This window comes from Nocardiopsis sp. TSRI0078, from assembly GCF_001905145.1.
Taxonomy (GTDB): Bacteria; Actinomycetota; Actinomycetes; order Streptosporangiales; family Streptosporangiaceae; genus Nocardiopsis.
Window position 1 is genome coordinate 1 of the sequence record NZ_LWLB01000036.1, and the last position, 12,888, is coordinate 12,888.

The 12,888-nt window shown below is 72.5% G+C and carries 12 protein-coding genes; 2 read left to right on the plus strand and 10 right to left on the minus strand.

Annotated elements, in window-relative coordinates:
• Positions 1 to 48 precede the first annotated feature (48 nt).
• A complete protein-coding gene (locus A6A08_RS24685; RefSeq protein ID WP_073705051.1) occupies positions 49 to 333 on the minus strand; it encodes a hypothetical protein in 285 nt (94 codons plus the stop codon).
• A gap of 200 nt (positions 334 to 533) precedes the next feature.
• Positions 534 to 938, minus strand: coding sequence for an aspartate 1-decarboxylase (panD, locus tag A6A08_RS24690; protein ID WP_073705052.1), 405 nt, complete (start codon positions 936 to 938; stop codon positions 534 to 536).
• 279 nt (positions 939 to 1,217) lie between these two features.
• Here panD and A6A08_RS24695 point away from each other — a divergent pair, with 279 nt between their 5' ends.
• The gene (locus A6A08_RS24695) at positions 1,218 to 2,291 is read left to right on the plus strand and encodes a LacI family DNA-binding transcriptional regulator (RefSeq protein WP_073705053.1); all 1,074 of its coding nucleotides are present in this window, start codon (positions 1,218 to 1,220) and stop codon (positions 2,289 to 2,291) included.
• A 111-nt stretch (positions 2,292 to 2,402) separates the two neighbouring features.
• Here the strand turns inward: A6A08_RS24695 and A6A08_RS24700 are convergent, their stop codons facing one another.
• The 7 genes from A6A08_RS24700 to A6A08_RS24730 all read right to left on the minus strand — a co-directional run bounded on the left by A6A08_RS24700 (position 2,403) and on the right by A6A08_RS24730 (position 10,465).
• The gene (locus tag A6A08_RS24700) at positions 2,403 to 5,246 is read right to left on the minus strand and encodes an RNA helicase (RefSeq protein ID WP_073705054.1); all 2,844 of its coding nucleotides are present in this window, start codon (positions 5,244 to 5,246) and stop codon (positions 2,403 to 2,405) included.
• A 12-nt stretch (positions 5,247 to 5,258) separates the two neighbouring features.
• Positions 5,259 to 6,155 carry a diacylglycerol kinase family protein gene (locus A6A08_RS24705; protein WP_073705055.1) on the minus strand — a complete coding sequence of 299 codons (897 nt, stop codon included), beginning with the start codon at positions 6,153 to 6,155 and terminating at the stop codon, positions 5,259 to 5,261.
• Between the two features lie 100 nt (positions 6,156 to 6,255).
• The gene (locus tag A6A08_RS24710) at positions 6,256 to 6,678 is read right to left on the minus strand and encodes a DUF397 domain-containing protein (RefSeq protein WP_073705056.1); all 423 of its coding nucleotides are present in this window, start codon (positions 6,676 to 6,678) and stop codon (positions 6,256 to 6,258) included.
• Between the two features lie 107 nt (positions 6,679 to 6,785).
• Positions 6,786 to 7,616, minus strand: a complete 831-nt coding sequence (gene tatC / locus A6A08_RS24715; protein WP_073705243.1) for a twin-arginine translocase subunit TatC — start codon at positions 7,614 to 7,616, stop codon at positions 6,786 to 6,788.
• 161 nt (positions 7,617 to 7,777) lie between these two features.
• Positions 7,778 to 8,098 carry a Sec-independent protein translocase subunit TatA gene (gene tatA / locus A6A08_RS24720; RefSeq protein WP_073705057.1) on the minus strand — a complete coding sequence of 107 codons (321 nt, stop codon included), beginning with the start codon at positions 8,096 to 8,098 and terminating at the stop codon, positions 7,778 to 7,780.
• A 66-nt stretch (positions 8,099 to 8,164) separates the two neighbouring features.
• Positions 8,165 to 8,350: a hypothetical protein gene (locus A6A08_RS24725; RefSeq protein WP_073705058.1), complete on the minus strand. Its 186-nt coding sequence runs from the start codon at positions 8,348 to 8,350 to the stop codon at positions 8,165 to 8,167.
• A gap of 60 nt (positions 8,351 to 8,410) precedes the next feature.
• A complete protein-coding gene (locus tag A6A08_RS24730) occupies positions 8,411 to 10,465 on the minus strand; it encodes a YafY family protein (protein WP_073705059.1) in 2,055 nt (684 codons plus the stop codon).
• A 96-nt stretch (positions 10,466 to 10,561) separates the two neighbouring features.
• Between A6A08_RS24730 and A6A08_RS24735 the strand changes: the two genes are divergently transcribed.
• Positions 10,562 to 11,650: a DUF3866 family protein gene (locus tag A6A08_RS24735; protein ID WP_073705060.1), complete on the plus strand. Its 1,089-nt coding sequence runs from the start codon at positions 10,562 to 10,564 to the stop codon at positions 11,648 to 11,650.
• 54 nt (positions 11,651 to 11,704) lie between these two features.
• Here the strand turns inward: A6A08_RS24735 and A6A08_RS24740 are convergent, their stop codons facing one another.
• Entirely contained in the window at positions 11,705 to 12,811 is a 1,107-nt protein-coding gene (locus A6A08_RS24740; protein WP_073705061.1) for a methionyl-tRNA formyltransferase, read from the minus strand.
• Between the last annotated feature and the right edge of the window lie 77 nt (positions 12,812 to 12,888).

Consider the following 12,888-nt stretch of genomic DNA (forward strand, 5'->3'; position numbering starts at 1 on the left):
TTCCCAAACAGGCCCTAGCCCCCAGTACCGTACGGCGGCCATGTCGGGCTACCCACCCTTACGGACACGCGGCGCCCGGTCGCTCCCGTAGCGCCACCGCAGGAAGTCGTGCTCGCGTTCGACGTGGCGCATCTCGGAGTAGAGGACGTGCGGGTCTTCCGCGCTGATGACGACCCCGCTCTCGGGAACCACCGGCCAGCACGCGAACGCCCAGAAGCAGCGGGTGTAGGGACCCCACAGGACGACCCACGCGCCCTGCTTCTGCCACTCGACGTGCTCGGCGATCCTGCGCTGTTCCTCGTCCCCGGTCTCGTCCATGCCGATCGGGGACATACCCGGCACCGGGACGGCCCACCAGGCCGGAACCGGCCACGCCGGCGGTGACGTGCGGCCCTTGCGCGGACGCCGGGCGTGCCCCCGGTCCCGGACGGCGGCGTACGAGGGGGCACCCGGCACGGGCACCCCCCGAGAACGAGGTGCCCGTGTCGGCGCGCGCGGCGTCGGCACGGGCACCCGCCCGGTGTGGGAACGGCTCAGCGGCCGGAGACCAGCTCACTGCCCGGAACCGGCTCGGCCGGGTCGTTGCCCAGGGCGACGATCCTGTTGTCCCGGTCCACGTGCACGATGTGCTGGACGTGCTCGGCCCGCTCGGCCTCGGTCAGCTGGGCGTAGGAGATGATGATGACCAGGTCGCCGGGACTGACCAGCCGTGCGGCGGCGCCGTTGATACCGATGACGCCCGTGCCGCGCTCGCCGGTGATCGCGTAGGTGACCAGCCGTGCGCCGTTGTCGATGTCGACGATGTGGACCTGCTCGCCGTCGACGATGTCGGCGGCGTCCATCAGGTCGGCGTCGATCGTGACCGACCCGACGTAGTGCAGGTCGGCCTGCGTGACCGTGGCGCGGTGGATCTTTCCGTTGATGAGGGTGCGCAGCACTGCTCAAGCCTCGTTTCAGGTGTCTTGCGGACTACAGGCCTCGGGGGTCCCGTGCTCCTCCATGATGGCCCCACCCGTGTACCGCTTCGGCCACCGGGGGCCTCCATCGCACGCAACGTCGCGGAGGGACCGGGTGTTCCTCCCCGGTCCGTCCGGGCTCCGCGGCCGGCGGGTGCACGCCCACGGTCGCCGAGCCGCTCCGCCGGGCCAGGCCTGTGGGGCAGAATGAGATCCGTCCAACGGCCCGGTTGTACTGTTCATGAGGAGAAGCCAGGTCAGATGTCGGTGGACCAGACGGACAACAGGCAGGTCGGCACACCCTCAGGGCCCCCACCACCCGCACGCCGCGCCACCATGCGCGACGTCGCCGAGCTGTCGGGGGTGAGCATCAAGACCGTCTCCCGTGTCATCAACGGGGTCGCCACGGTCTCCGACGAACTACGCGACCGCGTCACCCGGGCCATCGCCCAGTTGGACTTCCAGCCCAACCTGGCCGCCTCCAGCCTGCGCCGCACCGACGGCGCCACCCGTCAGATCGCCCTGCTGCTGGAGGATGTGGCCAACCCCTTCTCCGCCACGCTGAGCCGTGCGGTGGAGAACGTCGCCCGGGGCCAGGACACCCTCGTGTTCGCCGGGAGCCTGGACGAGGATCCCCAGCGCGAGGTGGAGCTCGTGCGGGCCGCCACCCTGCACCGGGTGGACGGCATCATCCTCGTTCCCGCAGCGCCCGACCAGGGGTACCTGCAGCGGGAGATCCGCAACGGCACCCCCGTGGTGTTCGTGGACCGCTCCCCGCGGGCGCTGGCTGCGGACGCGGTGCTGTCCACCAACACCGAGGGTGCTCGTGAGGCGGTTGTGCACCTGGCCGACCACGGGCACACCCGGATCGCCTTCCTCGGCGACCGGTGCACCGTCAGCACCTGCGACGAGCGCCTTGCGGGGTACCGGGCCGCGCTGGCCGCACGCGGCCTTCCCGAACACCCCGGTCTGGTGGTGCGGGACCTGCACGGCACCGCCGGCGCCGCGCGCGCGGTCGCCGCGCTGCTGGACTCCCAGCACCCGCCCACCGCGCTGTTCACCGCGCAGAACCTGGTCACGATCGGTGCCATCCAGGCCCTCCAGGAACGAGGGCTGCACGAGCAGATCGCCGTGGTGGGCTTCGACGACTTCCCCATGGCCGACCTGATGTCTCCGAAGGTGAGCGTGGTGGCCCAGGACGTGATGCGGATCGGCACCCTGGCGGTGCAGCGCCTGTTCGAGCGCATCGCCGGGGACGACACACCGCCCCGCGAGTTCCGGGTGCCCACCGCCTTGATCGCGCGCGGTTCGGGAGAGATCCCCCCGTCCCGGTGACACGCTCCTCCCCGTGCCCCGGCCCGCGCCATCGCCGGAGGGGGCGCACCGGCCGTCCGCCAGCCGACGGGAACGGCCCCGGCGCGGGGCCGTTCCCGTCGCGGTGCACCGTCAGCTGAACGAGGAGTAGGCCACCACGCCCCGGCGCACCAGGTCGCAGGCCTTGCGCGCGGTGGAGCGCACCTCGGCGTCGCCGCTGGCCCCCGCGATCTGGCTGAGCATGTCCACCAGCATCTTCGTGGTGCGCACGAAGTCCCCGGCGGTCATGTCGGCCTGGCGCAGGATGGCGTCCAACCGGTCACCGCTCGCCCAGCGGTGCGCCGTCCACACGAACCCCAGGTCGGGCTGGCGCAGGAACGACACCCGGTGCCGGGACTCGACCTCGTTGAGCTCGCCCCACAGCCGCACCATCTCCACGAGCGTCTCCTCGATCCGCCCGCCTGGCAGCCGCGGATAGGCGTCGTCGCTCCGGCGCGCCTCGTAGACCAGCGAGGCGGTGCAGGCCGCCAGTTCCACCGGGGTCAGGTCCCTCCACAGTCCGCGGCGCAGGCACTCGGCCACGAGCAGGTCGAGATCGGAGTAGATCTTGGCCAGCCGCGCCCCGCCGTCGGAGACGTCGTCCCCCGACAGGTACTCCAGGTCCTCCAGGACCCCGCACACCCGGTCGAAGGTGCGGGAGATGACGTGCGAGCGGCCCTCCACCCGGCGGCGCAGCCCGTCGGTCTCCTTGCGCAGCCGGAAGTAGCGCTCGGCCCAGCGTGCGTGGTCCTCGCGGTCGGAGCACCCGTGGCAGGGGTGCTGGCGCAGCTCCGAGCGCAGCCGCAGCACCTCGGCGTCCTCCCCGGCCTCGCGTGAGCCCCGCTCGTAGGAGGGTTCGGTGCCCCGCTCCTTGAGCTTGTTGCGCAGTGTGGAGGCCAGGTCCTGGCGCGAGCGGGGCGACTTGGCCGAGAACGACTTGGGCACGCGCATCCGCCCGGACGGCTGCACCGGCACGGTGAAGTCGCTGGCGTTGACCCGCTTGACCTGCTTGTCCACGGTGAGCACCAGCGGCGCGGGCAGGTCGTGGCGCAGTCCCGGGTCCAGCACGACCGCGTGTCCGGAGAAGCGGCCCGACGGGATGCGGATGATGTCGCCGGTACGCAGTTTCTCCAGGCTCTCCAGGGCCTCGTCGCGGCGCCGGACCGAGCGGTTCTTGGCGAGCATGGACTCGCGGTCGCTCAGGGCACGGCGCAGCGAGGCGTACTCCATGAAGTCGCCCAGGTGGCACTCGGCGGCCTTGGCGTAGCCCTCCAGGGCCTCCTCGTGCTTGCGCAGCTGCTTGACCAGGCCGACCACGGCGCGGTCGGCCTGGAACTGGGCGAAGGAGGCCTCCAGCATGTTGCGGCTGCGCTGTCGGCCGACCTGGCCGACCAGGTTGACCGCCATGTTGTAGGACGGCTGGAAGCTGGAGTTGAGCGGGTAGGTGCGGGTTCCCGCGAGGCTGGCGACCGCCTCGGGGTCGGTCCCGGCCTGCCACACGACCACCGCGTGGCCCTCCACGTCGATACCGCGCCGCCCGGCGCGTCCGGTGAGCTGTGTGTACTCGCCGGGGGTCAGCTGGGCGTGGGTCTCGCCGTTCCACTTGTCGAGCTTTTCGATGACCACCGTGCGAGCGGGCATGTTGATGCCCAGCGCCAGGGTCTCGGTGGCGAACACCGCGCGGATGAGGCCGCGCGAGAACAGGTGCTCGACGATCTCCTTGAACTTGGGCAGCATCCCGGCGTGGTGGGCGGACACGCCCGCCTCCAGGGCGCGCAGCCACGGGTCGAAGCCGAGTACGGCCAGGTCGGCGGCGGGGATGTCGGCGCACTGGGTCTCGGCGTACTCGCGGATCTCGTCGGCCTCCTCCGGGGTGGTGAGCACCAGCCCGGCCGACACGCACTGGCGGACGGCGTCGTCGCAGCCCGCCCGGCTGAAGATGAAGGTGATCGCGGGCAGCAGGCCGCTGTCGTCGAGCTCCTCGATGATGGTGGGCCTGGAGGGCGGCGCGAACCGGGAGCGGGGCCGCACATTGCCGCGGGCCCGCGACTGCGGGTGGCGGCGCCGGTCGGCCAGCTGGGTGAGGCGGGAGTCCTCCTCGGCGAAGCGGGTCAGCCGCGGGTTGATCCGCAGCTTCTGCCCGCCCACCTCGATCTCGCGGGGCTGCCAGCCCTGGCGGCGGCGCTCGCGTTTGCGCTTGCCCTTGCGGCTCCGTGTCCCTTCCCGCTCCTCCCGGTCGGCGGAGGGCTCCTCCTCCATGTCCACGAACAGGTCGTGGACGCGGTTGCCGACCATGACGTGCTGCCACAGCGGCACGGGCCGCTTCTCGTCGACGATGACGGTGGTGTCACCGCGCACCTGCTGCAGCCACTCTCCGAACTCCTCGGCGTTGCTGACGGTCGCGGACAGGGCGACCATGCTCACCGACTCGGGCAGGTGGATGATCACCTCCTCCCAGACCGCGCCGCGGAACCGGTCGGCGAGGTAGTGCACCTCGTCCATGACCACGTAGGCCAGTCCGCCGAGGGTCGCCGAGCCCTCGTAGAGCATGTTGCGCAGCACCTCGGTGGTCATGACGACCACGGGCGCCTCGCCGTTGACGCTGTTGTCCCCGGTCAGCAGTCCGACCTGCTCGGCGCCGTAGCGCCTGACCAGGTCGTTGTACTTCTGGTTGGACAGTGCCTTGATGGGCGTGGTGTAGAAGCACTTGGTGCCCTCGCCCAGGGCCAGGTGCACGGCGAACTCACCGACCACGGTCTTGCCGGAGCCGGTCGGCGCGGCCACCAGCACCCCGTGACCGCTCTCCAGGGCCTTGCAGGCTCTGGTCTGGAACGGGTCGAAGTCGAACCCGTAGAGGCCCTGGAAGGCCTCGATGGCGGCGCTGGACTCTCCCTGGCGCCGGCGGAAGGCGGCGTACCGCTCAGCGTGACTACTCATATGACCTCCAGCCTATGAGGTCAGCTCCAGCATCTCGACCGCTTTGGGCACGACCTCGCAGACCAGTGGCGGCTCGCCCATGCGCTCGCCGTCGGCGTAGGCCGCGCCGGCCTCGGCGCGGATGGTGACGGTGCGCCCGCGTTCGACCACCACCTCGTCGAGTCCGGTGTGGCCGCCGCTGAACACGCGCGGGAACAGGTGCAGGAAGCGGCCGATCGGGGCCTGGCGGACGAAGACCACGTCGAGGAGGCCGTCGTCGGGTTCGGCGTCGGGGCACACGCGCATACCGCCGCCGTAGGCGCAGGTGTTGCCGACCGCGACGAGCATGCCGGGTTCGGCGATGCGGCGCCCGTCCACGTCGATCTCGTAGTCGATGGGGCGGAAGGAGCGCAGCTCGGCCAGGAGCCCGACCACGTACCCGGCTCGGCCGATCCGGAACCGCTGGGCGTTCACCCGCTCGTTGACCCGGGCGTCGAAGCCGCAGGCCAAAACGCTGAGGAAGTAGCGCCGGGTGCCGTTGGCCAGGCGCAGGAGCACGGCGTCGGTCGGACGGGTGCGGCCCCGCAGGATCGCGGCGGCCATGTCCTGGACCGACCCGCGCGGGCGGCCGAAGGCGCGGACGATGTCGTTGCCGGTCCCGGCGGGGACGGCGGCCAGGGGGATCCCGGTGCCCACCACTCCCTGCAGCGCCTGGTGAACCAGCCCGTCCCCGCCCACCGCCACCAGGGCGTCGGGCCGGTCGGCGGCGGCCAGACGGGCCATGCGACGGCTGTCGGCCGCCGAGCGGCCGGTGTAGACGTGCACACGGGCTCCGGCGTCGCGCAGCGCCTCCTTCAGCCGCACCGCGAGGACGGCCGCTCGGCGCCGACCGGAGTGCGGGTTGACCAGGAGGGCGATGTGAGGGGGCATGCGAGTCCTTTAGCTACCCAGGGGACCAGGTGGACGAAGGGTGTACGGGGCGGCGGAGGTCGCCCGCACACCCCCGCGCCCGGGTGCGCGCGCGGAGCTGCTAGGAGCCCTCGGCCTGCTTCTGCTCGGCTTCCTCGCGCTGGCGGCGATGGTACTCCTCCATCGCCTTGGGCGTGTTCAGCGGAGAGGGCACCCAGGCGGCCTCGGCGTCTACCTCGCCGCGCTGGATACGGCGCTCCTCCTCGGTGAGGTACTCCTCGGGGATGTCGAACTCGCCGTCACGGGCGCCCAGGACGAAGGCCTCCCACTCGGCGGGGGTGAAGAACAGGGTGCCCTTCTCGGGGGACTTGCCGTCGCGCACGGCACGGAATCCGTCGTCGAAGGTGGCGACCTCGACCACGGCCTCGGACTCCTCCTTGGACAGGGAGGACCGCATCCAGACCGCGTCGGTGGTGTCGTGCCACTTCTCGTTGCCCATGGCCTCGGGCGGGAGCTCCCGCTCGGCCTCGGTCCGCTCGCTCATCGAACTTCCTCTTCCCAACAACCGTCCCCGGCCGGGAACCCCGGACCGGTGGGCGGCGCCACCGGCCACCGCCCCACCGCACGACCCTAGCGCGTGTCCGGCGCGTCTCAGCGGCGTTTGCCGGTCTGCTCGCCGAGGTCGGGGTCCTCCAGCTCCGAGGGGGTCTCGTCGAGCTCGGAGATCTGGTCGTCGTCCAGGCCCGCGTAGGGGTCGGCGCGCCGCCTGCGCCGGTCGTTGAGGAAGGCGAACAGCTCGGCCACCTCGAAGAGGACCACCAGCGGTACCGCCAGGGCGAGCATGGAGATCGGTTCGGCCGGGGTGATGACGGCCGCGATGAGGAAGGCGCCGAAGACGATGACCCGGCGCCACTTGGCGATGGCCTCGTGCGACACGATCCCGGCGATGTTGAGCAGGGCCACCAGCAGCGGCAGCACGAAGCCCACACCGAACATGCCCATCATGATGAGCATGTAGTTCAGGTACTCGCCGATGGTGAGGAAGGGATCCGCGTCCTCGGGCAGGAACCCGAAGAGCATGGTCAGCGCGTAGGAGGTGATGTAGTAGGCCAGGGCCGCGCCGGCGGTGAACAGCAGCGCGGCGAGCGGCGCGAAGATGTAGGCGTAGCGCTTCTCGCGTCCGTGCAGGGCCGGGGCGACGAAGGCCCACAGCTGGTACATCCAGAAAGGCGCGGAGACGAGGGCGCCGACGAACAGCCAGACCTTGAAGGCGACGAAGAAGGCGTCGAAGGGACCCGTGACGATGAGGGAGCAGTCATCGGGTCCGCTCACCTGGGACTCGGGGAGGGAGCAGTAGGGCTCCACCAGGAAGTCCCACACCAGGTCGTAGACCAGGTAGCCGACCACGGCGCCCAGCGCGAGGGCGATCAGCGCCTTCGCCAGGCGGTTGCGCAGCTCGCGCAGGTGGTCCATGAGCGGCATCCGGGCCTCGGGGTTGGCGGCCCGGCTTCGTGCCCTCATCGTGCGGTCACTCTCTATCTCCTTCGGCCCGCGCCGGTGGGGGCGGGACCCGCGGCCGGGGCCCGGCGTGGCGCCGCGCGGCGCACCGCGAGGCCCTGGGCGCGCTCGGGCCGGTTCCCGTGCTAGTTGCCGTAGGTGCGGTGCGTGGTCTCACCGGACTCGTTGACGATGCGCTGGCCGGCGGGCAGCTGGGGGTAGCCGGTCTGCTGGGGCTGCTGCGGCTCCGCGGGCGCGTTCTGCTGCGGAGAGGAGGCCTGCTGGTTCTTGGCGTCCTTGGCCTCTTCGGTGTCGTTCTCCTCGTCGATCAGGCCCTTGCTCTCGGCCTTGAGGATACGCGCGCTGCGCCCCAGGGAGCGGGCCAGGTCCGGAAGCTTCTTGGCTCCGAACAGCAGCAGGGCCAAGATCACCAGGATGGCGATGGTAGGTCCGTTGAACGGTCCCATGGTTCTACCTCTCTGTGGGGCGCGACCAAGCGCCTTCGATGGTACGCGCTTTCGGACGCGGGTCCATCACGACCCCGCGCCACTTCGGCCGACGCGCTCACGCAGGTCAGCGCTGCTCGTCTGGTACTCGTCCGACGCCCGTGCCACCGCCGCCGACAACACGTCGGCCGCGCGGCACGCACGCAGCGCGAGGACGCCGATGACGACGAGTCCGGCCGCGAACGCACCGAACAGGACAGCGAGGACGATCACGATCCAACCCTATCCCTTCGGACATGGATTACACCCCGACCCCGGGTGAACGTCTGGGCCTCACTCGGGCGACGAAGTGGTCTCGACCAATTTCGCGGAGGTTTGAGGTGCACGGTAGTGCTCCAGGGCCCTCCGCGCCTCGGCACGCGTCTCCTCGGCGAGCGCCTCGGGAGCCACCACGCGCCCCTGCGGCCCCAGCTGCAGCGCCAGCCGCACCACCCAGGCGGGCGCGGGGGTGCGCAGGGTGGCGCGGATCCTGCCCCCGGGCAGCTCGGCCACCGACTCGCACACGTAGTCCTCGGTCACCCAGCGGGCGGTGGGCTCCAGTTCGAGGACGACCTCGGCGTCGCGGTCCGAACGCTGGAGCACGCCGCCGGACAGGTCGCGGCGGCCCACACCCTCGGGCACCTGGGCCGCGTAGGGCAGCACGGTCAGCTCCAGTACCCGGTCCAGGCGGAACAGGCGCACGTCGCGGCGCAGGTGGCAGTAGCCCTCCAGGAAGGGGTAGCCGTCCTGCACCACCAGGCCCATGGGGTCCACGTCGCGCTCGGTGACCTGGTCCAGGTAGCCCGACAGGTAGCGCAGGTGCAGGCGCTGGCCCGACTCCAGGGCGTCGGCGCAGCGGCGCCGGGTCCGGTCGACCTGCTCGTCGCCCTCCAGGCGCACCTGGACCGAGTCGGCCAGGGATCCGAGGGCCGCACCGGCGGCGGTGCGCAGCTTGTCGCCGACCCTCTTGAGCGCTCCGACCTCCAGGCCCTCGGCCTCGGGCAGGGCTTCGAGCAGCGAGAGGCCCACGACCAGGCTGGCCGCCTCGTCGGCGGTCAGGCGCAGCGGCTGGGCGAGGGTGTCGGCGTTGCCGATGATGATCTCGCCGGTCTCCTTGGCGGCGTCGAGGTCGACGTCGATGAGGTCGCCGGGGGTGTAGCCGGGCAGGCCGCACATCCACAGCAGGCTGAGGTCGGCGACCACCTGCTTCTCGCTGAGCCCGAAGTGCCGGGCCACCTCGGGTACGCGCACGTCCCGGCCCAGGGCGTAGGGGACGAGCATGAGCAGGCGGCGCAGCTGGTCGGCCGAGCGCGGGCCGCGCGCGGGGGCCCCGGGGTGCTCGGCCGGTCCGGGGCCGTCGGGGGCGGCGGCCGCGGCGGGCTCGGCCTCGGCGACGGCCGCCAGGTGGGCGGCCGCGGCCTCGCGGGCCTCGGCGGGTTCGACGACGACGGCGCGCGAGCCGAAGGAGGCCACGCGCCGCACGAGGTCGGGGGTGTCGGCGTAGGGGTAGGTGAGGGTGTCCCAGCCACCGCCGGAGCTGTCGCGCTCGCCGGGGACCACGCGCAGGGCGCTGCGGCGCAGGGCGTGCGCGGAGTCGGTGCGCACGCGCAGGACGGCGGTGCGCTCGGGCTCGGCCTTTTGCCCCGCGACCACCGAGCGCAGGTCGACGCCCTCGGGGATGACGACGTCGGGGCCCTCCCGCAGGACGGTCACCTCGCCGCGGATACGGCCCAGGCGGAAGACCCGTCGGGCGCCTCGGAGGCGGTCGTGGCCGACCACGTACCAGTGGCCCCGCAGGTTGACGATGCCCCAGGGCTCGATCTCGCGGGTCTCGGTCTCGGTCTGGCCGGGCTTGCGGTAGCCGAAGGAGATGGGGCGCCGGTCGCGCACGGCCTGCCAGACGGGCCCGAAGGAGGGTTCGTCGGTGCGCATGGCCGGGGTGAGGCCGGGAGCGGCCTCGCTGTCGACGGGGACCCCCGCGGAGCGGAGTTTGAACAGGGCGTTGGCGGCGGCCTCGCCGAGGGAGGCGTGCCGCCACGCGCGGGCGGCCAGGCCCAGGACGAGGGCCTCGTCGGGCAGGAGTTCGATCTCGGGCAGCTCGTAGTCGGAGCGGGAGATGCGGTAGCCCTCCTCCCCGCTGATGGCGTCGCCGGTACCGACCTGGATGGGGATGCCGCTGTCGCGCAGTTCGCGCTTGTCGCGCTCGAACATGCGCTTGAAGGCCGACTCGGTCTCGGCCTCGGCGTAGCCGTGCACCGTCTTCCTGATCTCCTGCGCGGTCAGATGGCGGCGCGTGGACAACAGGCAGATGACGAGGTTCAGCTGTCGTTCCGTCTTTCTGCGCGACATCGTCCGCACCCTTCTCGACCGTGGTGTGTGTACCGGGCGGGGCGCACTGGCGCGTCGTCCCTCAGCCGGTTCAGCAACGACGGTACCGTGCCAGGCATGATCCGGTGGCGTCGCGGCGAAGTCCGTCAGATCCTTCCCTCTTGGCCGGGGGTCGTCCTGTGCACGGCGGCGGTGGAGTCCGCCGACGACGGAGCGGGCGAAGCGGCGACCTGCCGCGCGCTGGCCTACACCGACCTGGTGGGCGCTCCCGAGGTGGGCGACACCGTGCTGCTCAACACCGGGGCCCTGGACCTGGGCCTGGGAACGGGCGGGTACGCGCTGGTCGTGGCCCTTCCGGACCGGCTACCCGCCGACCGGGAGGGGCCCGGGCACCTGGTCAAGGCCCGGTACACGCCGCTTCAGGCGACCGTCCTGGGCGCCGACGAGCAGGAGTCCCCCCACCACGGGGTGTTGCGCTCGGCCGAGGGTGTGGAGGGCATGCCGGTGGTGGTGGCCGACCTCCACTCCGCGCTGCCCGCCGTGGTGGCGGGGGTGCGTGCACGGCGGCCCGGGGCGCGGATCGTCAACGTGATGCTGGACGGCGGCGCGCTGCCGGCGGCGTTCTCGCGGCTGGTGGGCACCCTGCGCGAGGAGGGACTGCTGGCGGGGTGCGTGACCACGGGCCAGTCCTTCGGCGGTGATCTGGAGGCGGTGACCGTGCACTCGGGGCTGCTGGCCGCCCGACACGTGATGGGCGCGGACGTGGCCGTGGTGTGCCAGGGCCCGGGGAACCTGGGCACCGGGACCCCGTGGGGGTTCTCGGGGGTCTCGTGCGGCGAGGCGGTGAACGCGGCGGCGGCGCTGGGCGGGCGCCCGGTGGCGTCGCTGCGGGTGAGCGAGGCCGACCCGCGCGAGCGGCACCGCGGGGTGTCGCACCACAGCATGACGGCCTACGGGCGGGTGGCGCTGGCCCGGGCGCAGGTGGTGGTGCCGCTGCTGCCGGGGGTGTTCGGTGAGCGGGTGCGCGCCCAGGCCGCGGCGCTGGGCGAGCGGCACGACCTGGTGGAGGTGGGCGTCGACGGGCTGGAGGAGGCGGTGCGGGCGCTTCCGGTGAAGGTGTCGACGATGGGCCGGGGGCTGGAGGAGGACCGCGCGGCCTTCCTGAGCGCCGCGGCGGCGGGCCGCCGCGCGGCCGACCTGGCGTAGCCGCTCCCGTCCCCGCCGGAGCGGGACGCCGAGGGTGCTGGGCCGGGGCCCGTGTCAGCGCTGGTCCGCCGGACTGGGATCGCCCGCTGTGACACCAGGCGCCGGACCCGGATCGACCACCTCCGCGGGATCCGAGGCGTTCCTGGCCGCGGGCACCGCCTGGCACGCCGCCTCCTGGGGCTGGCCTGGGACGGGCGACCCGCGGGTGGCCGCCAGCATGTGCGGTGAGGGCGCGTCGAAGAAGGTGCCCGGCCGGAACATGGCCAGCGACGTCGGCTCCGCCCGCACCCCCTCGTCCACCCGCAGCACCTCGGGCACGAACACCGTGCCGTCCCCGCAGGTGATACCCCACTCACGTCCGTTTCCGGTCGCCACCACCTGGCCGGGCGCCCCTCCGGGGCACCGGTCGGTCAGCCGCCCCGCGCACAGGGTGATCCGCGCGCCGCCGAACATCGCGAACGCCCCCGGGTAGGGGTCGGCGAGCGCGCGCACCATCCGGTCCACGTCGCTTCCGGAGGCGGTGAGGTCGATCTGGCCGTCGCTGGGGCGCCGTTGCGGCCACACCGACGCATGGCCGGTCTGCGGGCGCCGGGGCGCGCCGCCCTCCAGGAGGCCGTCCAGGTGGCGCACGAGAAGCTCCGACTGCAACCGGCCGACGCGTTCGTACAGGCCGCTGGCGGTGGCGTCGGGCTCCACGTCGAACCAGGCCTGGTCGACGATGTCGCCGCTGCCCGCCTCCCCGTCCAGGTGGAAGAGGGTGACGGCGCTGGCGCGCATGCCCCGCAGGATGGTCCACGGGATGGGTGCCCTGCCGCGCCCGACGGGCAGCGGGGCGGGGTGCAGGCCGACCCCGCCCAGCGGCAGGCGGGACAGGACGTGGTCGTGGACCGGCTGGGACCAGCCCGCGACGACCAGCAGGTCGACACCGTGCTCCGAGAGGGCCTCGCCCACCTCGTTCGAGCCGAGGTCGGCCGCGCGCAGGTGCGGCAGTTCGTGTCGGCGTGCGACGGTCTCGTAGTCGAGGTAACCGGAACGGTGCGCGAGTTCGGCCGGATAGGACACCACCAGGCTCGGCGGGCGCCCCTGTTCGCAGAGCTCCTCCAGCGCCGGAGCACCGAGGCCCAGTCCGGACACGTAGCAGTAGCGCCGCCGGTCTGACATCAGCTCTCCCTCACCTGTGCGCCGATGTTTCGACTCTACGCACCGCCCGAAGGAGCACCGCGGAGGCCCAAAAGGTG